Source organism: Blastococcus sp. DSM 46786 (assembly GCF_900109665.1).
Classification (GTDB): Bacteria; Actinomycetota; Actinomycetes; order Mycobacteriales; family Geodermatophilaceae; genus Blastococcus; species Blastococcus carthaginiensis.
This window is the reverse complement of the sequence record NZ_FOAO01000010.1, coordinates 14146-36346: the sequence shown is the minus strand read 5'-3', so window position 1 is coordinate 36346 and position 22201 is coordinate 14146. Positions and strand designations below refer to the sequence as shown.

The 22201-nt window shown below is 74.4% G+C and carries 20 protein-coding genes; 14 read left to right on the top strand and 6 right to left on the bottom strand.

The features are described from left to right. Positions 1–23 precede the first annotated feature (23 nt). The 4 genes from BMW62_RS10635 to BMW62_RS10620 all read left to right on the top strand — a co-directional run bounded on the left by BMW62_RS10635 (position 24) and on the right by BMW62_RS10620 (position 2297). Positions 24–527: a DUF3291 domain-containing protein gene (locus tag BMW62_RS10635; RefSeq protein WP_091930838.1), complete on the top strand. Its 504-nt coding sequence runs from the start codon at positions 24–26 to the stop codon at positions 525–527. Further along, complete coding sequence (locus tag BMW62_RS10630) at positions 524–1177, top strand: Type 1 glutamine amidotransferase-like domain-containing protein (RefSeq protein ID WP_170852326.1); 654 nt, start codon at positions 524–526, stop codon at positions 1175–1177. Before BMW62_RS10635 ends, BMW62_RS10630 begins: the two co-directional genes overlap by 4 nt. A gap of 32 nt (positions 1178–1209) precedes the next feature. Next, on the top strand, positions 1210–1557 hold the full coding sequence (locus BMW62_RS10625; protein WP_091930836.1) for a hypothetical protein: 348 nt from the start codon (positions 1210–1212) through the stop codon (positions 1555–1557). A gap of 101 nt (positions 1558–1658) precedes the next feature. Further along, positions 1659–2297, top strand: coding sequence for a maleylpyruvate isomerase family mycothiol-dependent enzyme (locus BMW62_RS10620; protein ID WP_091930948.1), 639 nt, complete (start codon positions 1659–1661; stop codon positions 2295–2297). On the opposite strand, the gene BMW62_RS10615 is transcribed toward BMW62_RS10620, so the two are convergent. Then, positions 2284–4032 (bottom strand): DEAD/DEAH box helicase, encoded by a 1749-nt coding sequence (locus BMW62_RS10615; RefSeq protein WP_091930947.1) that lies wholly within the window; start codon positions 4030–4032, stop codon positions 2284–2286. The two genes, BMW62_RS10620 and BMW62_RS10615, sit on opposite strands and share 14 nt — an antisense overlap. A gap of 222 nt (positions 4033–4254) precedes the next feature. On the opposite strand from BMW62_RS10615, the gene BMW62_RS10610 reads away from it, so the two are divergent. The 3 genes from BMW62_RS10610 to BMW62_RS10600 are packed head-to-tail and all read left to right on the top strand — an operon-like array spanning position 4255 to position 6897. After that, on the top strand, positions 4255–5502 hold the full coding sequence (locus BMW62_RS10610) for a DUF3152 domain-containing protein (RefSeq protein ID WP_170852325.1): 1248 nt from the start codon (positions 4255–4257) through the stop codon (positions 5500–5502). Positions 5503–5545: 43 nt separating this feature from the next. Then, entirely contained in the window at positions 5546–6565 is a 1020-nt protein-coding gene (locus tag BMW62_RS10605; RefSeq protein ID WP_244523958.1) for an alpha/beta fold hydrolase, read from the top strand. Then, positions 6562–6897, top strand: a complete 336-nt coding sequence (locus BMW62_RS10600) for a YnfA family protein (RefSeq protein WP_091930834.1) — start codon at positions 6562–6564, stop codon at positions 6895–6897. Before BMW62_RS10605 ends, BMW62_RS10600 begins: the two co-directional genes overlap by 4 nt. Before the next feature lie 25 nt (positions 6898–6922). On the opposite strand, the gene BMW62_RS10595 is transcribed toward BMW62_RS10600, so the two are convergent. Next, positions 6923–8137, bottom strand: coding sequence for an HNH endonuclease signature motif containing protein (locus BMW62_RS10595; protein ID WP_170852324.1), 1215 nt, complete (start codon positions 8135–8137; stop codon positions 6923–6925). A 351-nt stretch (positions 8138–8488) separates the two neighbouring features. Here BMW62_RS10595 and BMW62_RS10590 point away from each other — a divergent pair, with 351 nt between their 5' ends. The 4 genes from BMW62_RS10590 to pgm all read left to right on the top strand — a co-directional run bounded on the left by BMW62_RS10590 (position 8489) and on the right by pgm (position 12003). Beyond that, positions 8489–8941, top strand: coding sequence for a DUF4190 domain-containing protein (locus BMW62_RS10590; protein ID WP_091930832.1), 453 nt, complete (start codon positions 8489–8491; stop codon positions 8939–8941). Positions 8942–9041: 100 nt separating this feature from the next. After that, on the top strand, positions 9042–9896 hold the full coding sequence (locus tag BMW62_RS10585) for an AraC family transcriptional regulator (RefSeq protein ID WP_091930831.1): 855 nt from the start codon (positions 9042–9044) through the stop codon (positions 9894–9896). Beyond that, positions 9893–10330, top strand: a complete 438-nt coding sequence (locus tag BMW62_RS10580; protein ID WP_244523957.1) for a VOC family protein — start codon at positions 9893–9895, stop codon at positions 10328–10330. The genes BMW62_RS10585 and BMW62_RS10580 overlap by 4 nt, the downstream gene beginning before the upstream one ends. A gap of 38 nt (positions 10331–10368) precedes the next feature. Beyond that, positions 10369–12003: a phosphoglucomutase (alpha-D-glucose-1,6-bisphosphate-dependent) gene (pgm, locus tag BMW62_RS10575; protein ID WP_091930830.1), complete on the top strand. Its 1635-nt coding sequence runs from the start codon at positions 10369–10371 to the stop codon at positions 12001–12003. Between the two features lie 245 nt (positions 12004–12248). On the opposite strand, the gene glpK (BMW62_RS10570) is transcribed toward pgm, so the two are convergent. From glpK (BMW62_RS10570) to BMW62_RS10555, 4 genes are all read right to left on the bottom strand, one after another. Then, positions 12249–13766: a glycerol kinase GlpK gene (gene glpK, locus BMW62_RS10570; protein WP_091930829.1), complete on the bottom strand. Its 1518-nt coding sequence runs from the start codon at positions 13764–13766 to the stop codon at positions 12249–12251. Positions 13767–13789: 23 nt separating this feature from the next. Beyond that, positions 13790–14527, bottom strand: coding sequence for an MIP/aquaporin family protein (locus BMW62_RS10565; protein WP_091930828.1), 738 nt, complete (start codon positions 14525–14527; stop codon positions 13790–13792). A gap of 154 nt (positions 14528–14681) precedes the next feature. After that, positions 14682–16184, bottom strand: a complete 1503-nt coding sequence (gene glpK / locus BMW62_RS10560) for a glycerol kinase GlpK (RefSeq protein ID WP_091930827.1) — start codon at positions 16182–16184, stop codon at positions 14682–14684. After that, the gene (locus BMW62_RS10555) at positions 16177–16905 is read right to left on the bottom strand and encodes an IclR family transcriptional regulator (RefSeq protein WP_091930826.1); all 729 of its coding nucleotides are present in this window, start codon (positions 16903–16905) and stop codon (positions 16177–16179) included. The genes glpK (BMW62_RS10560) and BMW62_RS10555 overlap by 8 nt, the downstream gene beginning before the upstream one ends. 225 nt (positions 16906–17130) lie before the next feature. Here BMW62_RS10555 and BMW62_RS10550 point away from each other — a divergent pair, with 225 nt between their 5' ends. Genes BMW62_RS10550 through BMW62_RS23465 form a run of 3 tightly spaced genes read left to right on the top strand, consistent with a single transcriptional unit; the run spans position 17131 to position 22137 of the window. Beyond that, positions 17131–18861 (top strand): glycerol-3-phosphate dehydrogenase/oxidase, encoded by a 1731-nt coding sequence (locus tag BMW62_RS10550; protein ID WP_091930825.1) that lies wholly within the window; start codon positions 17131–17133, stop codon positions 18859–18861. 43 nt (positions 18862–18904) lie between these two features. Continuing rightward, positions 18905–20566, top strand: a complete 1662-nt coding sequence (locus BMW62_RS10545) for an alpha-amylase family protein (protein WP_091930824.1) — start codon at positions 18905–18907, stop codon at positions 20564–20566. Beyond that, a complete protein-coding gene (locus tag BMW62_RS23465) occupies positions 20563–22137 on the top strand; it encodes an alpha-amylase family glycosyl hydrolase (RefSeq protein WP_091930945.1) in 1575 nt (524 codons plus the stop codon). Before BMW62_RS10545 ends, BMW62_RS23465 begins: the two co-directional genes overlap by 4 nt. Positions 22138–22201 lie beyond the last annotated feature (64 nt).

Sequence of the window (22201 nt, the reverse complement as noted above, 5' to 3'; positions counted from 1 at the left end):
GCGGATCGCCTAGGTTCCGGCGCGTGGCCCACCACCTCGCGCAGGTCAACGTCTCCCGGCTGCTCGCGCCGCTGGGCAGCCCGGTGCTGACCAACTTCATGGCCGCCCTCGACGAGGTCAACGCCGAGGCCGACCGTGCACCGGGCTTCGTCTGGCGGCTGCAGACCGAGGACGGGAACGCCACCTCGGTGCAGGCCTTCGGGTGGGACGCCGCCGGCAGCCACGGCGTGATCGTGAACCTCACCGTCTGGCGCGACGTCGAGTCCCTGGCCGGCTACGTGTTCGGCGGCCGGCACGTGCAGATCATGCGGCGGCGCCGGGAGTGGTTCCACCGCGCCGCGGAGGCCACCACGGCGCTCTGGTGGGTCCCGGCCGGCACCCTGCCCACGACCGACGACGCCGAGGCCCGCATCCGCCACCTGCGGGCGCACGGCCCCACCCCCGAGGCGTTCACCTTCCGCACCCATTTCCCGCCGCTGGAGGACGTCCAGGCGCCGTCGTCGGACGACTGGCTCTGCCCCGCGTGAAGCTGCTGCTGACCTCTGCCGGCCTCTGCGATCCCTCCCTCGTGGCGGCCGCCGAGGAGCTGGTCGGCCGCCCGCTGTCCGGGCTCCGGGCCGCTGTCGTGCCCACGGCGGCCAACGTCATCGCGGGCGACAAGGGCTGGCTGATCGCCGACTACGTGAACCTGCAGCGCGCCGGGTTCGCCGAGGTCGACATCGTGGACGTCTCCGCGCTGGAGGCCGATGTCTGGGGGCCCCGGCTGGAGGCGTCCGACGTCCTGGTGCTCACCGGTGGGGACACCACGCACCTGCTGCGGTGGCTGCGACGCTCCGGGCTGGCCGACCGGCTGCCCGGGCTGCTCGCCTCGCGGCTGCTCGTCGGGATCAGCGCGGGGAGCATGGTGCTGGGCCCGGACCTCCGCCTGAGCGCCTCGGCGAAGCCGCAGCCGGAGGACTCCGTCGGCCTGGGCCTGGTGGACTTCCTGGTGCTGCCGCACCTGGGCTCGCCGTACTTCCCGAACGCCTCCGAGGAGGCGCTGCGGGTAGCCGCCCGGGACCTGGCGCACACGGTGTTCGGGCTGGCCGACGGCACCGCGGTGGCCGTGGACGGTGACGGCATGACGATCGTCGGTGCGGGGGCGCACGTCCGGCTCGAGCCGGCCACCCCGCGATGACCGCTGCAACCGGAACGGATCCCGCCGGGGGCGTGCGTCGCCGCCTGCCGACCCCGCTCGGCTGGGCGCTGTGCGTGGTCCTCGGGCTGGCGCTGGGCTGGCTGTGCCGCTTCCCGCTCATCAACACCTGGCTGACCGGGTGGGTGGTGGCCATGGAGGCCGGCTGGACGCCGGTCGACCCGACCATGGTCGACGACGGGATCGCGATCTACTTCTGGTTCATCGGCGAGCTGTGGTCGGTGTTCGCGCTGCTGGCCGGGCCGCTGACGATGCTCGCCCGGCGCTGGGCCCGGCTGCCGGCACGTCCCTGGTGGTGGACGTCGGTGGCGCTGTGGCTCGTCCCCGCCACGGTGCTGGACCTGCCGGCCCTGCTCGGCTGAGCGCTGCTCGCGGGGAGCGATGAGTTCCGGCGCTCCCGGAGGTCGTGTGCAGGGAGGACCGGTCGGCTCCGTGGCCCACCGGCCGACGAGAGGGGATGGGGATGACCGGAGCGGGCGACGCGGACCCGGACGAGGTCCGGGCCTGGGTGGCGAGGACGTACGGCGGCCTCGCCGACCTGTTGGACGCCGAGCCGGGGGCGTGGGACGGACCATCGCTGTGCGCGGGCTGGCGGGCCCGGCACGTGGTGGCGCACGTGACCATGCCGGCGCGGCTGACCCCCGAGCAGTTCGGCGCCGAGCTGGCTGCCGCGGGTGGGGACTTCACCCTGGTCTCCGACACGGTGGCGGGCCGCGACGCCACCCTGCCGGCGGCCGAGCTCCTGGCGGCGCTGCGTTCGCCGGTGCTGCACCGGTGGCAGCCGCCGGGCGGCGGCGCTGCCGGTGCCCTGACGCACGCCGTCGTCCACTCGCTCGACGTGACCGTCGCGCTCGACCGGCCGCCGGTCGCTCCCGACGACGCGGTGCTCGCCGTCCTCGACCACGTCGCGGCTGCGGACGGCGCGGTCTTCGGCGTCGACCTGACCGGTGCCCGCCTCGACGCCACCGACGCCGGCTGGTCCCGCGGGGAGGGCGAGGTGGTCCGCGCCGACAGCGGCCGGCTCGTGGCGCTGCTGGCCGGCCGCACGCTGCCGGACGGCCGTGCCCTCCGCCGTCGCTATCCCCGGCTCAGCCCTCGGTGAGCGCGGCCGCGGGCAGCCAGTCGGCGTCGAGGAGCTCGGCGATCTCCTGCAGGGAGGAGGTGTCCGCCCCGGCGGTGGAGCCGCTGACGGCCAGCCGCTCGACCATCACCCGCGCCACCTGCTCCTCCACCGTGTCGGCGGCGAAGGCGACCCGCCACGGCGAGGAGCGCCCGTCGCGGTGGGTGCGCCCGGTGACCTGCCGCGCCTGGATGCCGGAGAAGCGCGGCTGGTGGAACAGCCCCACCCGCGGGATCTCCGATGCCGTGGACCCGCCGGGCAGCAGCTCACCGGCGTGCAGGCTGATCGACGCGGTGACGGTGAAGACGCAGACCGCGGCGTCACCGCGCTGGAAGCGCAGCCGCTCGGCCTCGACGTCGAAGCGGTCGCGGCCGTAGATCGACGCCACCGGGATGCCGGCGTCGAGCAGCGCCTCGCGGATCGGGTCGGCCGCCGTCTCCACGAACTCCACCGACACCGCGACCTGCCGCTCGGCCTCCACCTGCGCCTTGATCCAGTCGACGGTGGCCTGCACGCGGATCAGCCCGGCCTTCTGGCGGAACCGCAGCAGCGCCGCCCGGCCGCGCGCGGTCTGCCGGCCGCGCCGGGCCAGCTGCATCTCCGCGCGGAACTCCGACCACCCGGCCTCGTACTGCGCCCGCTCGGCCGGGGTGAGCAGCACCGGCGTGCCCGTGACCGACACCGGCCCCCAGGGCGCCGGGCGGTGCAGCGTGGCGGGCGGGTCGGCGTCGGCGAGCCAGGACTGCAGGCGGGCGAGGTCCGCCCGGCGCTCGTCGGCGTCCTCGGTCCACTGCCAGCCGTAGCGGCCACGTTCCACGTGGAACGTGTGCCGCACGAGCGCCTTGGGAAGGTCGGCCCACTCCTTGATGGACTCGCCGTGCCGGGCGGCGAGCTCGGGCGCCAGGTAGGGCAGCTCCAGGGGCGTGTGCGCCGGCGTCGCGGTCGCGGCCAGCACGTACGGGGTGTCCTTGACCCGCGCGGCGCCGGAGACGGCCTTCCAGTGCTTCCACCGTTGCGTCGTCGTGTGCCGCACCATGTGGGCCTCGTCGGCCACGACGACGTCGAAGCGCAGCTTCGCCACCTTGCCCAGCCGGTCCCACGTGGTGACGCACCACCGCAGGCCGCCGTCGCCGAAGCCGGCGATCGAGCGCGCCCAGTGCGGGATGGTGATCGCGGCCGGCCGGTCGGCGATGACCAGGACGGTGCGCACCGGCCGCTGCGCGGCGATCTCGTGCACCGCCAGGATCGCCGTCCCGGTCTTGCCCACCCCAGGGTCGTCGCCGAGCAGGAAGACCCGGCCTCCTGCGGCGGCGTGCGCGGCGACCACCGCGGCGCCCTCCTCCTGCTGGGGGCGCGGCACCAGCGCGGGGGTCACCGGCAGCGGGCGCGGCGTCTCGTTGAGCTCGTCCTCGAGGAAGCGCTCCAGGCTGTACGCCGGCGGGTCGTAGGGCGCGAGCTCCGGGGGCAGCGCCGCGCCGACCCAGACGTGGGCCTGCAGCCCGGGGTGCCAGACGGCGCCCGGCGCGGGAGCGCGGAAGGGCACGGCCAGCACCCAGACCCGCTCCCCCGGGCCGGCGGCGGGCAGGTCGGGGGCGGCCTTCCGCGGTGCCGCCTTCCGCGGGGTCGTCTTCCGCGTCGTCGCCGCCGTCGTCCGGCGGGTACGCGTGCTGCTGCCCGTGCTGCGGCCGCTGCCCGCGCTCCGGCGTCGTCCTGGCATCTGCATCCCCTCGTCGGTCCTCCGGCACGGTAGAGGCCGGGGACGACGGCTCCGGGCAGGCAGCGAGCGCGCCGTCGGGGCGATCGTCACGCGACCGACATGCCAACCGGGGGCACCGATGCGGTAGACCGGTCGGCGACAGCAGCCGGCGCTCGATCGGTCCCCGCCGTCCGCCGGCCCGGATGCGACGCACGGGCACCGCTGCCCGCGCCGGAGGACCTCATGACCAGAACCCTGCGCCTCATCCTCGCCACCCTCGTCGCCGTGGCGGCGGTGCTCCTGCAGCCCACCGGTGCCTCCGCCGCGGAGCGGACGGTGACCTACACGGTCTCCACCCGCGGGGCGGTCGCCGGCGACCTCGGGCACTTCGCCGACGTCGCGCGCGACGCGCTCACCGATCCGCGCGGCTGGAGCCTGGGTGGGACCCTGGCGTTCCAGCAGGTCGGCTCGGGGAGCGACTTCGACCTGATCCTGGCCTCGCCGTCGGTGATCGCGGCGGCCTCGCCGGGGTGCAGCGCCCAGTGGAGCTGCCGGGTCGGGCGCTCGGTCTACATCAACGACGAGCGCTGGCGGTTCGGCACGGCCGCGTGGCCGCACGACCTGGCGCTGTACCAGCGGTACGTGATCCTGCACGAGGTCGGGCACTGGATCGGGATCCCGCACACCGACTGCCCGACCGCGGGCCGCACCGCCTGGGTGATGCAGCAGCAGTCGATCTCGCTGCAGGGCTGCCGGGCCAACGTGTGGCCGGTCATCGCCGAGCGGGAGCAGGCGGGCTCGCGCATGGGCGTCCCGGTCACCTGGTCGGCGATCGAGGCCCGGTACCGCGCGCTGGGCCAGGAGGGCGGCATGCTCGGAGTGCCGGTGGGCTGGGAGATGCGCTCGCCGGACGGTGCCGGCGCCTACCAGAACTTCGCCCGACCGGCGACGATCTACTGGAGCCCGGCGACGGGGGCGCACGAGATCTACGGGGCCATCCGCGGGCACTACGGGTCGCTGGGCTACGAGCTGGGCCTGCTGGGCTACCCGACGACGGGGGAGCGCGGTTCGCCGGACGGGGTGGGGCGCTACCAGAACTTCTCCCGTCCGGGGACGATCTACTTCACGCCGGCGACCGGGGCGCACGAGATCTACGGGGCCATCCGCGGGCACTACGGGTCGCTGGCCTACGAGCTCGGGCCGCTGGGCTACCCGATCACCGGCGAGCGCAGCTCGCCGGACGGCGTCGGGCGGTACCAGAACTTCTCCCGGCCCGGTGGCGCCTCGATCTACTTCTCGCCGAGCACGGGCGCGCACGAGGTGTACGGGCCCATCTGGTCGCGCTGGGGCCAGACCGGCTGGGAGCTGGGGCCGCTGGGCTACCCGACGAGCGGCGTCCAGGCCGTCGAGGGCGGCAGCCGCGTCGACTTCCAGCGGGGGCACATCACGCTGGACGCCGCCACCGGCGAGACGGAGGTCGTGCTGGACTGACCGCGGGGCCGCGCGGATCCGCGCGCTCTGGTGGAATCGCCCGGTGACGGAGAACGCCGAGGAAGCCCTGCACGCCCGGACGCTGGGTGAGGCCGGCCCGCGCGTCGTCTTCGTGCACGGCCTGTTCGGCCAGGGGAAGAACTGGACGACGATCGCCAAGGGTCTGGCCGGCGACCACCGGGTGACGCTGCTGGACCTGCCCAACCACGGACACTCCCCGTGGACCGAGCGGGTCGACTACGTGGACATGGCCGAACTTGTCGCCGCGGAGCTGGAGTCCTTCGGGGAACCGGCCACGCTCGTCGGCCACTCCATGGGCGGCAAGGTCGCGATGCAGCTGGCGCTGCGCCGGCCCGAGCTCCTGCGCGCGCTCGTCGCCGTCGACATCGCCCCGGTCGAGTACCCGCTGAAGGGCGGCCGGACCGAGGACCCCGACGAGGAGGCCTCCCCGTTCGCCGCCTTCATCGCCGCGATGCGGGCGATCGACCTGGGGGCGCTGGAGTCCCGGTCCGACGCCGACGCCGCCCTGCGCACCGCCGTCCCCAGCCGGATGGTCCGCAGCTTCCTGCTGCAGAGCCTGAGCCGGGAGGAGGAGGGCGACGGCTGGCACTGGCGGCTGAACCTCGAGCTCCTCGCGCGGGACCTCGGCGAGCTGCGCGGCTTCCCCGACCCGCCGCCGGGCGCGGTGTTCGACGGCCCGGTGCTGTGGATCGCGGGGGCGAACTCCCACTACGTGCTGCCCGAGGACCGGCCGCAGATGGACGCGCTCTTCCCCTCCACGCGGCTGGTCAAGGTGAAGAACGCCGGGCACTGGGTGCACTCCGAGCAGCCGGAGGTCTTCCTGGCGACGCTGCGGCGCTTTCTCGACGGAGTCGAGGAGGAGGCGCAGGGTCTCGACGGAGTCGAGGAGGAGTCGCAGGGTCTCGACGGAGTCGAGGAGGAGTCGCAGGGCCTCGACGGAGTCGAGGAGGAGGCGCAGGGTCTCGACGGAGTCGAGGAGGAGGCGCAGGGCCTCGACGGAGTCGAGGAGGAGTCGCAGGGCCCGGGCGCGGTGGAGCGGTGACCGTCCTCCGCTCCCTGGTGCTCTTCGCGCTGGCGGCGCTGGCCGAGATCGGGGGTGCCTGGCTCGTGTGGCAGGGAGTGCGCGAGCACCGCGGCTGGGCCTGGATCGGTGCCGGGGTGATCGCGCTCGGGCTGTACGGCTTCGTGGCCACGCTGCAGCCCGACGCGAACTTCGGCCGGATCCTCGCCGCCTACGGCGGTGTCTTCGTCGCGGGGTCCCTGGCCTGGGGCATGGCCGTCGACGGGTTCCGGCCGGACCGGTACGACGTCGCCGGCGCGCTGATCTGCCTCGTCGGCGTCGCGGTGATCATGTACGCCCCGCGCGGCGCGTAGCGGGCGGCGGCGGGCCGCCGGCGGGTCAGGTGCCGGCGCGGCTGAGGATCTCGGTGCCGTCCGGCCGGTAGGTGTGCCAGCGGCCGGTGCCGGGATCTCGCCGGATGGCGAACCCGCCTTCGTGGCAGCTCGTGTGGTGCCGCTCGCAGAGGAGTGCGCCGTTGTCGCAGCTCGTCGGCCCGCCGTGCGCCCAGTGCACGACGTGGTGGACGTCGCACCACTCCGGCGGGGCGTCGCAGCCCGCGAAGACGCAGTGCGCGTCACGGACCTCGATGGCCCGGCGGATCGCCGTTGACGAGGTCCGCTGAGCGCGGCCGACGTCCAGTGGCAGCCCGTCCGGGCCGGTGATGACGCGGACGACGCTGGCATCGCAGGCCAGCCGGCGTGCCGTCTCGGGGTTGATGGGACCGGCCCAGCCCAGGGATCCGCCGGCCACGCCGGGAGCTCCTCGCGCGGCGCACAGGGCGAACCAGTCGATCGTCACCCGCACGTGCGGCCGTTCACCGCGGACGTCGGGGAGGGAGCCCCCGTCGAGAGCCCCACGAGCCAGCGCGACCAGCGCATCGGCCTGTCGCTCGGCGTGGGAGCGGGTGTCACCAGCAGGGCGGTCGCCGTTCATGAGAGCACCCAGCGCGCTGTGCAGGTACTCACCGCCGGCGGCATCCAGCTCGCCGCGGAGGTGGACGCGCCCGTCAAGGCCGGACGCCATGCTGAAACGTCGGCGGACATCGGCAGCGTCGTCCAGCGTCCCGTCCGGGTCCACCCCGGCGACCCACTCCTTCACGCCCCGAGCGGTCTCGTGCGGGGCCGTGGCCCGGGCAAGGTCGGCCAGGATGCCGTCGGTCTCGCCGAGGTCGATCCCCATCTCGGCAGCCTTGGCGATCCGGCCGGGCGTCATGGCCTTCGTGATGACCCGGGCGTGCGCGGCGCTGATCGCTCCGGCGGCGAAAGCCGCCGCGGTCTCCGGAAGCTGTTCGAGCCTCCGGCCGGTCGACACCGTGGCCGTCGCCTGCTCGGGCGCCATGCGGCAGCTGCCGCGCAACCAGGCCTGCATGGAGACGGCGCCGTCACGGCGGTAGGCCTCCCGGCGGTCGGCCGCCCGTACCGCGGTGGTGAGTGCCGCGGCGACCCGGCTCGCGGTGGTGCTCAGCTCGCCGACGAGGTCGAGCAACGTGTCGTCCGACAGATCGGTCAGGTCGATCGCGGCCAGCTCGTCGAGGGCGGAGCGCAGCTCGGACACGTGCTCGCTCCCTCCCGCCAGGCCTCGACCGACACCCCGAATCTAGGCCCCGGGTACGACAGAAACCGCAGCTCAGCGCGGTGGGCGGGACGCCCGCCGACTCGGCGTGGTCGACGAATCCGTGGGAGGGCACCGGCGCACCCGGTGAGCCCGACGTCCACCTGATCGAGGCGGACGGGCACGACCCACGGCCAGCGACGCCGACGCGGTGCCGGGGTCCGCGTCTTCCGAACGCTCCCTCGTCGGGGTGGTCGATGCCGCGCGCCGCGTCCGTGCGGCCCCCGTCGACCGTCACGATGGTGCGACCGCCGGGGACGTGCTCCCGGCGCCACCCGCCACAGGAGCGAGCAGATGACGTACTCCGGTCCGAACCACCCCGGCGCCGACGATCCGTACCGGCCGGCCCCGGCGGCCTGGGGTCAGCAGCCGGCGCCCTACGGCGGTCCTGCGCAGCCCGGCGGCTACCAGGGCCCGCCGCCTCCGCCGCCGGGCGGTCACCCCGGTCCCTACGGGCAGCCGTACCCCGGCCCCTACGGCCAGCCGCCGTACGGCGGCTACCCGTACGCGCCGCCGCAGCGCACCAACGGCATGGCCATCGCCTCGATGGTCTTGGGCATCCTCTGGCTGTACTGGATCGGCAGCATCCTGGCGCTGGTCTTCGGCTACGTCGCCAAGCGGCAGATCCAGGAGCGCGGCGAGGCCGGCGGTGGCATGGCGACGGCGGGGATCGTGCTCGGCTGGATCGGGGTGGGGCTCTTCACCCTCTTCGTCCTCTTCGGGGTCGCGTCCACCGCCGGCTACTGAGTTCTCACGGGCCCACGGACCACCGTCCGCGCGGACGGCTTGGTCCGCCGGCGTCGCGGACCCCCTGGAGCACCGGGCCCCCCGCTGCCATCCTGGCCGGGTGCGGCAGGAGTCGGTGGTGCACCGCCCGCACCCGGTGCTGCGCCCCGACGTCGCCGCCGCGCTCGGCTACCGGCACGAGGGCTTCCCGCCCGGCGAGCACCTGGGCCTCCCCTCCCCCTGGCTGACCGTCGTCCTCACCCTGGACGACCCGCTGGAGATGGCGGCGCATCCCGACCCGGCGCAGTCCCCCGGCCGGTTCGACGCCCTGGTGGGCGGGCTGCACACCCGCCCGGCGCGCATCGTCCACCCCGGCCGGCAGGCCGGCATCCAGCTCTCCCTCACGCCGCTGGGCGCGCGGGCGCTGCTCGGCGTACCCGCCGGCGAACTGGCCTCGGCGGACGTCGCGCTGGAGGACCTGCTGGGCCCGGCGGGCGGGGAGCTGCTCGCCCGGGTCCGCGCCGCCGACGGCTGGCCGGCCCGGTTCGCCGCGCTCGACCAGGGGCTGCTGCGCAGGCTGCGGGACGACGACGGCGTCCCGGCGGAGGTGGGCGAGGCCTGGCGGTTGACGACGGCGGGCGGCGGCCGGCTGCGCGTCGCCCAGGTGGCCGCCCGGGTCGGCTGGTCCACCCGGTACCTCGAGCGGCGGTTCCGCGCCGAGACGGGGCTGGGCCCGAAGGAGGCGGCCCGCGTGGTGCGGTTCGATGCGGCCCGCCGCGCGCTCGCCGCCCGCGTCTCCCGTGGTCTGCCGCCGGACCTCGCCGGCCTCGCCGTCGCCGCCGGGTTCAGCGACCAGGCGCACCTGACCCGGGAGTGGACGGCGTTCTCGGGGCTGGCGCCGACCCGCTGGCTGGCCGCGGAGTTCGGATACGTGCAAGACACCTCCGCGCTGGACTCGGCACTCTCGGGGGCATGACGAACCCGATGACCACCGCAGAGGCACCCGGCGCGGGCCAGGCCCCGCCGCCGCAGGTGTGGCCCGCCTTCCGCGCCCGCGACGCCCGGGCGCTCATCCGCTTCCTCGTCGACGCGTTCGGCTTCGAGGAGACCGTCACCTACGGCGAGGGCGGGCGGGTGGACCACGCCCAGCTCGACTGGCCCGAGGGCGGCGGCGTCATGCTCGGCTCGGTGCGCGACGACGGCGGGCAGTGGCCGGTGGAGTCCACCGGCTGCTACGTGGTCACGGCCGACCCGGACGCCGTGCACGCCCGCGCGGTCGCCGCCGGCGCCGAGATCGTCCGGCCGCCCTACGACACCGACCACGGCAGCCGGGACTTCGCCGCCCGGGACCCCGAGGGCAACCTGTGGCAGTTCGGCACCTACCGGGGCGAGCCCCGCCGGGGCGCCTGAGCTCGCGCCGGACCGGCGCGGGCGTCAAGATCAACGGCATGAGCGACGCCCGCGCCGGACAGCCCGCCCAGCCCGCCGACCTGATCGACGTGGCCTCGGTGGTCAGCGCGTACTACACCGTCGAGCCGGATCCGGCCGAGCCCGCCCAGCAGGTCGCGTTCGGCACCTCCGGGCACCGCGGGTCGTCGCTCGATGCGGCGTTCAACGAGGCGCACATCCTCGCGACCACGCAGGCGATCTGCGAGTACCGGGCCGAGCAGGGCTTCGACGGGCCGCTCTTCCTCGGCCGGGACACCCACGCGCTCTCCGAGCCGGCCTGGGCGACGGCGCTGGAGGTGCTGGCCGCCAACGACGTTCCCGTGCTGGTCGACGCCGGCGGCCGGTACACCCCCACGCCCGCGATCAGCCACGCGATCCTGCGGGCCAACCAGGGCAAGCAGCAGGGGCTGGCCGACGGCATCGTGGTGACGCCGTCGCACAACCCGCCGCGCGACGGCGGCTTCAAGTACGACCCGCCCAGCGGCGGGCCCTCCGACACCGATGCCACGGGCTGGATCGCCGGCCGGGCCAACGACCTGCTCCGGGCCGGGCTCAGCGGGGTCCGCCGGGTGCCGGTCGAGCAGGCGCGCGCCGCGGCGCAGACCTACGACTTCCTCGGCAGCTACGTCGACGACCTGCCCGAGGTCGTCGACCTCGACGCGATCCGCGAGGCAGGGGTCCGCATCGGCGCCGACCCGCTCGGCGGCGCCAGCGTCGACTACTGGGCCGCCATCGCCGAGCGGCACCGGCTGGACCTCACCGTCGTCAACCCGCTCGTCGACCCCACCTGGCGCTTCATGACGCTGGACTGGGACGGCAAGATCCGGATGGACTGCTCCTCCCCCTCGGCGATGGCGTCGCTGGTCGACCGCCGGCACGAGTTCCAGATCGCCACCGGCAACGACGCCGACGCCGACCGGCACGGCATCGTCACCCCCGACGGCGGGCTGATGAACCCGAACCACTTCCTCGCCGTCGCGATCGCCTACCTGCTCAGCCACCGCCCCGGCTGGGCCAAGGAGGTCGCCGTCGGCAAGACCCTGGTGTCCAGCTCGCTCATCGACCGGGTGGTGGCCGACCTGGACCGCCGGCTGGTCGAGGTGCCCGTCGGCTTCAAGTGGTTCGTCCCGGGCCTGCTCGACGGCTCGGTCGCCTTCGGCGGCGAGGAGTCGGCCGGCGCCTCCTTCCTGCGCCGCGACGGCGGCGTCTGGACGACGGACAAGGACGGCATCCTGCTCGCGCTGCTGGGCGCCGAGATCCAGGCCGTCACCGGCCGGTCCCCCTCGAAGCTGCACGAGCAGCTCACCAACCACTTCGGGGAGTCGGCCTACGCCCGCATCGACGCCCCGGCGAGCCGCGCGGAGAAGGCGGCCCTGGGCAAGCTCTCCCCCGAGGACGTCGCCGCGACCGAGCTGGCCGGCGAACCGATCACCGCCAAGCTCACCCGCGCCCCGGGCAACGACGCCCCGATCGGCGGCCTCAAGGTGACCACGGAGAACGCCTGGTTCGCCGCCCGCCCCTCGGGCACCGAGGACGTCTACAAGATCTACGCGGAGTCCTTCCGCGGCCCCGAGCACCTCGCCCAGGTGCAGGAGGAGGCCAAGGCCGTCGTGACGGCGGCCCTCGGGAGGTGATGCCGGACCCCGGCGGGCCGGTCGAGGACCGCCGGGGTACGGCATTCAGCCGGCGTGGACCGGTCGCGGGGCCCGGAGGGTTCCCGACCGGGACACGGGCAGTGGCTCGGCGCCGGTCGGGGACGGCACCTGGCCGCGGTGGACCGGTCGCGGGGCCCGGAGGGTTCCCGACCGGGACACGGGCAGTGGCTCGGCGCCGGTCGGGGACGGCACCTGGTCGCGGTGTCGTCCGGGAGGACGACAGATCACAGAGTGTCCTCGTCGACCCAGTCCAGGGACTTCGTCACCGCCTTCTGCCAGTTGCGGTAGTTCCGCTCCCGCTCCTCGGCCGCCATCTGCGGTTCCCAGCGCTTGTCCTCGGCCCACTTGGCGGTCAGCTCGTCGAGGTCGGACCAGAAGCCCACCGCGAGCCCGGCCGCGTAGGCGGCGCCCAGCGCGGTGGTCTCGGCGATCTCCGGGCGGATCACCGGCACGTCGAGCAGGTCGGCCTGGAACTGCATGAGCAGTTCGTTGCCGACCATCCCGCCGTCCACCCGCAGCTCGGTCAGGTCGACGCCGGAGTCGGCGTTCATGGCGTCGAGCACCTCGCGGGTCTGGTAGGCGGTCGCCTCCAGCACCGCCCGGGCGAGGTGGCCCTTGTTCACGTACCGGGTCAGCCCGACGACGGCCCCGCGGGCGTCGGATCGCCAGTGCGGGGCGAACAGCCCGGAGAACGCCGGGACGAAGTAGGAGCCGCCGTTGTCGTCGACCGAGCGGGCCAGGTCCTCGATCTCCGGGGCGCTCCTGATCATGCCGAGGTTGTCGCGCACCCACTGCACCAGCGACCCGGTGACCGCGATCGACCCCTCCAGCGCGTACACGGGCTTCGCGTCGCCGAGCTGGTAGCACAGCGTCGTGAGCAGGCCGTTCTGCGACGGCACGGCCTCCTCGCCGGTGTTCAGCAGCATGAAGTTGCCGGTGCCGTAGGTGTTCTTGGCCATCCCCCGCTCGAAGCAGACCTGCCCGAACGTCGCCGCCTGCTGGTCACCCAGCGATCCTGAGATCGGCACCCCGGCGAGGAATCCGGCCTTGCGCCCCTTGCCGTACTCCTCCGAGTTGGAGCGGATCTCCGGCAGCATCGACACCGGGATGCCCATCTCCTCGGCGATGGACTCGTCCCAGGCCAGCGTCCGGTAGTCCATGAGCATCGTGCGCGAGGCGTTGGAGACGTCGGTGAGGTGCTGGCCGCCGTCGGCACCGCCGGTCATGTTCCACATCAGCCAGGAGTCGATGGTCCCCATGAGCAGTTCGCCGCGTTCGGCCCGCGCGCGGGCGCCCTCGACGTTGTCCAGGATCCAGCGGATCTTGGGCCCGGCGAAGTAGGTGGCCAGCGGCAGCCCGACCCGGTCCTTGTACCGGTCGGCCCCGCCGCCCAGCGCGCCGAGGTCCTCGATGATCTTCGTGGTGCGGGTGTCCTGCCAGACGATGGCGTTGTAGACCGGCTCACCGGTCGCCCGGTCCCAGACGACGGCGGTCTCGCGCTGGTTGGTGATGCCCACGGCGACGATGTCGGCGGGGCCGGCGTCGCTGCGGGCGATGGCCTGGCCGACCACCTCGCGGGTGTTGCGCCAGATCTCCATCGCGTCGTGCTCGACCCACCCGGCCCTCGGGAAGATCTGCTCGTGCTCCTTCTGCCCGACCGACACGACCGCGCCGTCGTGGTCGAAGATCATGCAGCGGGTGCTCGTGGTGCCCTGGTCGATGGCTGCGACGTACTGCGGCATGGGAGTTCCTCTCGGTTGGGCGGTCAGAACGGGACGTGCGACAGGCCGCCCGCGAGGACGGCACCGACGAGCGGGCCCACGATCGGGACCCAGGCGTACCCCCAGTTGCTGCCGCCCTTGCCCCGGATGGGCAGGACGGCGTGGGCGAGGCGCGGACCGAGGTCGCGGGCGGGGTTGATGGCGTAGCCGGTGGGGCCGCCGAGCGAGGCGCCGATGCCGACGACGAGCAGGGCGACGGCCAGCGGGCCGAGCTGCGTGGGGGTGTCGCCGAACCGGAGGATGATGTACACGAGCACGAACGTGCCGATGACCTCGCTCACCACGTTGTCCTTGACCGTGCCGGTCGCCGGCCCGGTGGCGAAGGTGCCCAGCTGGGTCCCGGCGGCCTCCGGGTCGTTGTAGTGCCCGTAGTAGGCGAGGTAGGCGAGGACCGCGCCGAGGAAGGCGCCGGTCAGCTGGCCGGCGAAGTACACGAACGTGCTGGCGACGCTGACGGGAACCCCGGCGGTGTACTCGTCGGTCCCGCTCACCAGCAGGCCGACGGTGACGGCCGGGTTGATGTGCGCGCCGGAGCTCGCGCCGGCGAAGACGCCGGCGAAGACCGCGAGCCCCCAGCCGAAGATGACGACGATCCAGCCGCCGCCGTTGCCGAACGTCTTGGGCAGCGCGACGTTGGCGACCACCCCGACGCCGAGCAGCAGCAGGATCCCGGTGCCGAGCACTTCGCTGCCGAAGACTGTCCAGAGGCTCGTGGTGTCCACGTTCAGGCGCTCCTCGAGGTGGGCCCGCAGCGTCGCGGGTCGCGGATGTCGTCGGACCCCGGGAGATCACACCGCCGGAGCCGTCCCGCGGACCGTAGGAGCGCCACTGTGACGCGGACAACAGTGCCGGTTCGACATCATCGGACAGCTCCCTTCACGGCGCCCCCCACGCGATGCTGAGCTGCACCGCCCGCTCCCAGCGCGGGTACTCGGCGGTCAGCGCCCGGGTCGTCTCCGGCGAAGGCGTCCACTGCGCCGCGCGGTGCCAGTTGCGGCGCAGCGCCTCGACGTCGGACCAGACGCCGACCGCCAGCCCGGCGGCGTACGCGGCCCCCAGCGACACGGTCTCCCCCACCATCGGGCGGACCACCGGCGTGTCCAGCGCGTCGGCGATGAACTGCATCAGCAGGTTGTTGGTGGTCATCCCGCCGTCCACCCGGAGCGCGGGCAGCGACAACCCGGAGTCGGCCGCCATCGCCCGGACGACGTCGCGGGTCTGCCAGCCGGTGGCCTCGAGCACCGCCCGGGCCAGGTGCCCCTTGGTGACGTAGGAGGTCAGCCCGGCCACCAGCCCCCGGGCCTCGCCCCGCCAGTGCGGGGCCAGCAGGCCGGAGAACGCGGGGACGACGTAGCAGCCGCCGTTGTCCGCCACCGTGCGGGCCAGCGTCTCCACCTCGGGGGCGGTGCCGATCAGCCCCAGCCCGTCGCGGAGCCACTGCACCAGGGCGCCGGCGACCGCGACCGAGCCCTCGAGGGCGTACCGCACCGGCTCCCCCGCCAGCTGGTAGGCGACCGTGCTGATCGAGCCCGAGCGCGTGCGCACCAGCTCGGTGCCGGTGTTCTGCAGCAGGAAGCTGCCGGTGCCGTAGGTGCACTTGGCCTCCCCCGGCGCGAAGCAGGCCTGCCCGAACAGCGCGGCCTGCTGGTCCCCGAGCGCCCCGGTGATGGGCAGCGGCTGGGCGAGCGCGGTGGCGGTGCCCAGCATGCCGACCGAGGGACGGATCTCGGGCAGCATCGCCGCCGGGATGCCGAAGAAGGCCAGCAGGTCGGGATCCCAGCGGCAGCTGCGGACGTCCATCAGCAGGGTGCGGCTGGCGTTCGTCACGTCGGTGACGTGCCGGCCGCCCTCCGGGCCGCCGGTGAGGTTCCAGATCAGCCAGGTCTCCATCGTCCCGAACAGCAGCTCCCCGCGTTCGGCCCGCTCCCGGGCGCGGGGCACGTGCTCGAGGATCCAGCGCAGCCGTGGCCCAGAGAAGTAGCCGGCGATGGCCATGCCGCTGCGCTCGGGGACGAGGCCGGCGTCCGGGCGCGCGCAGAGCTCGGACACCAGCTCCGCGGTACGCGTGTCCTGCCAGACCAGGGCGCGGAGCACGGGCCGGCCCGTCGCCCGGTCCCAGACGACGGTGGTCTCCCGCTGGTTGGCGATGCCCAGGGCGACCACACCGCCCGCCGCGCCGACGTCTGCCAGCACCTGGTCGGCCGTCCACCGGGTGTTCGCCCAGATCTCCATGGGATCGTGCTCCACCCAGCCGGGCCGGGGGAAGTGCTGGCGGTGCTCGCGCTGCCGGACGGCGACCATGCGGCCACCGCGGTCGAAGACCAGCGACCGGGTCGACGTCGTCCCCTGGTCGACGGCGAGCACGTAGCGGTCAGGCACCGCCGTACCCCAGCTCGCGGGAGACGGCGGCGGCCGCGTCGGTGACCATGCCCAGCAGCAGGCCGCGCGGTGCACCGCGGCCGTCGAACAGCGAGGTCACCGGGCCGCTGACCCCGAGCGCGGCCACGACCGGGCCGCCAGGCCCGCGGACGGGCGCGGCGATGCACCCGCGCCCGGGCTCGTGCTCGCCCCGCTCGGCGGCCCAGCCCCGGGCCCGCACCTCGGCCAGCTCGGTGGCCCGCCCGTCGGGCGCGTTCCGCGCGGCCCGGGGCTCGGGCGAGTGCGCCAGGAGGACCTTGCCGAGCCCCGTCGTCCGGGCGGGCAGCGCGACCCCCACCTCCAGCTCCTGCGCCGAGTCGTCGGGCCGGAAGACGTGGTGGACGACGACCACCTCCTCCTCGCCGGCGAGGGTGGCCAGCCGCACCGTGTGCCCGCTGCGGGCGGCCAGCGCATCGGCCCAGTTCGAGGCGCGCGAGCGCACCTCGTTGACGTCGAGGGGGCTGCCCAGCCGCCGCAGGCCGGGGCCGACGGTGTACCGGCCGGTCTCCCGGTCCTGCTCCACGAACCCCACGTGCAGCAGCGTGCGCAGCAGGCCGTGGGTGGTCGTCTTGGCCAGACCGACGGCCTCGGCGATGTCGGTGACGCCGAGCGCACCACGCGTTCCTGCGACGACGTGGAGGATCGCCGCCGCTCGTTCGACGGATTGCACGGTGCCCGGCATGGCGCGACGCTAAGGCATCGGCGAACCGCCCGGTCCCCCGTCGGTACGACGATGTCGGACGCCGTGCGTCGACGCCGCGCCCGGGGCCGACCTACCGTGGGCTCAGCCGGGGGCGGGGCAGCACGCCCACCCCGCGGCCGAGGGCAGTGACACGGAGGTGCACCGCTGACACGGCGCCTCACCAGCGCGTCCCGCCCGGTGGGCGGGCATCCCCGGGGAGTGCAGATGACGGCAGTACGCCCGCTCGGACCTGAGCAGCGAGCGCAGGCCTGGGCCGAACTCGCCGAGGGTGGCTTCGAGGTGCTCGTCGTCGGCGGCGGCGTGACCGGGGCGGGGGTGGCGCTGGACGCCGCGACCCGGGGTCTGCGCACCGCGCTGGTCGAGGCGCGCGACTTCGCCAGCGGGACCTCGTCCCGCTCCTCGAAGCTCTTCCACGGGGGGCTGCGCTACCTGGAGCAGTTCGACTTCGGCCTGGTCCGGGAGGCGCTGCACGAGCGCGACCTGTCGGTCAACCGGCTCGCCCCGCACCTGGTCAAGCCGGTGCCGTTCCTCTATCCGCTCACCCACCGCGGCTGGGAGCGGCCGTACGTGACCGCCGGGCTCGCGCTGTACGACGGGCTGGCCCGGCTCGGCGCGCTGTCCGAGCCGATGCCCGCGCAGAAGCACCTGACCCGCACCGGTGCCCGCCGGATGTTCCCGGCGCTCAAGCCCGATGCGCTCGTCGGCGCCGTCCGCTACTACGACGCCCAGGCCGACGACGCCCGGCACACCCTGACCGTGGCCCGCACCGCCGCGGCCTACGGGGCGACCGTGCTCAACTCCGCCGAGGTCGTCGCCTTCGAGCACGCCGGCGGCCGGGTGGTCGGCGCGCGGGTCCGCGACGTGGAGACCGGCGACGAGGTCGACGTCCGCAGCGAGGTCGTCGTCAACGCCACCGGGGTGTGGACCGACGACGTCCAGACGCTGGTCGGCGGCCGCGGCAGGTTCCACGTGCGGGCCAGCAAGGGCGTGCACATCGTCGTCCCCCGCGACCGGATCAACGGCGAGGCCGGGCTGATCCTGCGCACCGAGAAGTCGGTGCTGTTCGTCATCCCGTGGGGCAGCCACTGGATCGTCGGCACCACGGACACCGACTGGGAGCTGGACAAGGCGCACCCGGCGGCCAGCAAGGCCGACATCGACTACATCCTCCACCACGTCAACCGGGTGCTGTCGGTCCCGCTGACCCACGACGACATCACCGGGGTGTACGCCGGGCTGCGCCCGCTGCTGTCCGGGGAGAGCGAGTCGACCAGCCAGCTCTCCCGGGAGCACGCCGTCGCCCGGCCGATGCCGGGGGTCATCGCCGTGGCCGGCGGCAAGTACACGACCTACCGCCCCATGGCGGCGGACGCGGTGGACGCCGTGGCGCAGGACGTCAGCCGCCGGGTGCCCCCGAGCGTCACGGACAACATCCCGCTCGTGGGCGCCGAGGGCTACGCGGCGATGCTGAACTCCCTCGACGGCCTCTCCCGGCGCTGGGGCATCCCCCGCTTCCGCGCCGAGCACCTGCTGAACCGGTTCGGCTCGCTGACCCCGGACCTCCTGGCGCTGGCCGAGGACCGGCCGGAGCTGCTGGACCCGGTGCCCGGGGCCGAGGAGTACCTCATGGCCGAGATGGTCTGGGCCGCCGGGCACGAGGCGGCGCTGCACCTCGACGACCTGCTGGCCCGCCGCACCCGGATCTCCATCGAGACCACGCACCGCGGCGTGGAGTGCGCCGAGCCGGTCGCCCGCGCGGTCGCCGGCGTGCTCGGCTGGGACGAGCAGCGGATCGCCAACGAGGTGGCCAGCTACAGCGCGCGGGTGGAGGCCGAGCGCCGCTCGCAGACCGAGCCGGGGGACCAGGAGGCCGACGCCGCGCGGGTGGCGGCGCCGGACACGCGAGCCGTCGCGGTCGGTCGCGCGCTGGGCTGAACCCGGCCGGGTCGGCGGGCGCGGACCGGGGTAGGGCGGTCCCATGTTCGATCCGGCAGTCAGCGACCAGTGGTGGAAGAACGCCGTCGTCTACTCCGTGGACGTCGAGACGTTCATGGATTCCGACGGCGACGGCATCGGCGACTTCCGCGGCCTGACCCGCCGCCTGCCCTACCTCTCCGGACTGGGTGTGACCTGCCTGTGGCTGCTGCCCTTCTACCCCAGCCCGAACACCGACGACGGCTACGACGTCAGCGACTACTACACCGTGGAGCCGCGGTTCGGCACGCTCGGTGAGTTCGTCGAGTTCGTGCGCACGGCCCGGGACCTGGGGATCCGGGTGGTGATCGACCTGGTCGTGAACCACACCTCCGACCAGCACCCCTGGTTCCGGTCGGCACGCCGGGACCGCGACTCCCGCTACCGGGACTGGTACGTCTGGGCGGACGAGCGGCCCGAGGACGAGGCCACGGTCATCTTCCCGGACCAGGAGGAGAGCAACTGGGCCTGGGACGAGGAGGCCGGTCAGTACTACCTCCACCGCTTCTACTCGTCGGAGCCCGACCTCAACACCGCCAACCCCGACGTCCGCGACGAGATCCACCGCATCATGGGGTTCTGGCTGGAGCTCGGGGTCTCCGGCTTCCGGGTGGACGCCGCGCCGTACCTGATCGGCGACACCGGCATCGAGGACCGGATGCCGCAGGACCCGCACCTGATCCTCCAGGACATGCGCGGCTTCCTCTCCCGCCGGCGCGGGGACGCCGTGTTGTTCGGCGAGGTCAACCTCGACCCCGGCGACCGCGAGACCTTCTTCGGTGACGACGGCGACGAGATGACGGGGATGTTCAACTTCATCCTGTCCGGCTCCGTGTTCACCGCGCTCGCCCGCGGCGAGGCGACCCCGCTGGCCGAGCACCTGCGGCGGACGCCGTCCCCGCCCCGCACCTCCCAGTGGCTGAACTTCCTGCGCAACCACGACGAGCTGAACCTCTCCCGGCTGCCGGACGACGAGAAGGACGACGTCATGGCCGCCTTCGCGCCGGAGCAGGACATGCGGATCTACGGCCGCGGCATCCGGCGGCGGCTGCCGCCGATGCTCGGTGGGGACCGCCGGCGCATCGAGCTGGCCTTCAGCCTGCTGCTGACCCTCCCCGGCACCCCGGTGCTGCTCTACGGGGAGGAGATCGGGATGGGCGACGACCTGGCGATCGAGGGGCGCAAGAGCGTCCGCACGGTCATGCAGTGGACCGAGGGGCCCAACGGCGGCTTCTCCAGCGGCAGCGACCTCGCCGCCCCCGTCGTCGACGACGGCCCGTTCCGCTACCAGGAGGTCAACGTGGCCGAGCAGCGGCGGCGCGAGGACTCCCTGCTCAACCGGGTGGAGCGGGCGATCCGGGTGCGCAAGGAGTCCCCGGAGTTCGGCTGGGGAGCCTGGACGGTCCTGGATTCCGGAGATCCGCGGGTCCTCGCCCACCGGTGCGACTGGCTCGAGGGCACGGTCATCGCCGTCCACAACCTGTCCGGTGACCACGTCGAGACGCGGCTCGAGCCGGCCCGTGAGGGGGAGTTCGAGGAGGTCATCGACATCTTCGGCAACGACCGGTTCGAGCCGCTGGACCCCGGCGACCCCCGCGTCTCCCTCGGGCCCTACGGCTACCGGTGGCTCCGCGGCCGGCGGTCGGGCAGCGGGCTGACGCCGTGACGGGCCCACGCGTCCCGCCCGGGACGGAGCCCCCGTGGTGGCGCAGCGGTGTGGTCTACCAGGTCTACCCCCGCTCCTTCGCCGACTCCTCCGGTGACGGGGTCGGCGACCTGGAGGGCATCCGGAGCCGGCTGGACCACCTGAGCTGGCTCGGTGTCGACGTCCTGTGGCTCTCGCCGATCTACCGCTCCCCCATGGCCGACGCCGGCTACGACATCGCCGACCACTGCGACATCGATCCCCTGTTCGGCGACCTGCCGGCGTTCGACCGGCTGCTGGCCGACGTCCACGACCGCGGCATGCGGCTGATGCTGGACTGGGTGCCCAACCACACCAGCGACCAGCACCCGTGGTTCCGCGACTCCCGCGCCTCCCGCAGCTCGCCCCGCCGGAACTGGTACCTGTGGCGCGACGGCGACCCGGGCACCCCGCCGAACAACTGGCTGGCGCAGTTCACCGGCGGCCCGGCCTGGACCTGGGACGAGCGCACCGCCCAGTGGTACCTGCACCTCTTCCTCCCCGAGCAGCCCGACCTCAACTGGGCCGAGCCCGCGGTGCGGGAGGCGATGCACGAGGTCCTCCGGTTCTGGCTGCGTCGCGGGGTGGACGGCTTCCGCGCCGACGTCGTCCATCTGATCGGCAAGGACCCGGACCTGCCCGACCACCCGCCGGAGCTGGTCGGTACGAACGTCGTGCACACCCACGACCTCCCGGTGACCCACGAGCTGCTGCGCGGCATCCGCGCGGTGCTCGACGAGTTCCCGGGCGACCGCGCCATGGTCGGCGAGGTCAACCTGCGCTCCCCCGCCCTCATCGCCCCGTACTACGGCGCGGGCGACGAGCTGCACCTCGCCTTCAACTTCGTGCCCCTGTCCGGGCCGTGGGACGCGGGCTTCTGGCGCTCGGTGGTCGAGGAGACGCTGGCGGCGCTGGGGCCCGGCGAGGCCTGGCCGACCTGGGTGCTCTCCAACCACGACAACCCCCGCCACCGCACCCGCTACGGCGGGTCGGAGGCCCGGGCCCGTGCGGCCGCGGTGCTGCTGCTGACCCTTCCCGGCACGCCGTTCCTGTACGCGGGCGAGGAGCTGGGGCTCGAGGACGCCGTCGTCCCGCCGGACCGGCAGGTCGACCCGGGCGGCCGCGACGGCTGCCGGGCGCCGCTGCCGTGGACGGCGGACGCGGGCCACGGGTGGCCGCCCGAGCCGTGGCTGCCGTTCCCCCCGGACGCCGCCGCGCGCAGCGCCGCGGCCCAGCGCGAGGACCCCACCTCGGTCCTGCACCTCTACCGCCGGCTCCTCGCCGCCCGGCGCGGCTCGCCCGCCCTGGCCACCGGCACCTGGGCCGCCGCGCCGGCTCCCGACGGCGTCCTCGCCTACACCCGGCAGACGGGGGACGACCGGCGGATCGTCGCGGTCAACTTCACCGACGCACCGGTCGGTCTCCCGCTGGGCGAGCCCGCGACCGTCGGCATCTCGTCGTCCGCACGCGGCGAGGGCGGCGCCTGGACCGGTTCCCTCGGGCCCGGGGAGGCCGTGGTCCTGGTTCCGGGCGGTGCCGGCGCCACCGGGTGACCGTCGCCCGTGCCATGCCATGCCATGCCGTGCCGTGCCGTGCCGTGCCGTGCCGTGCCGTGCT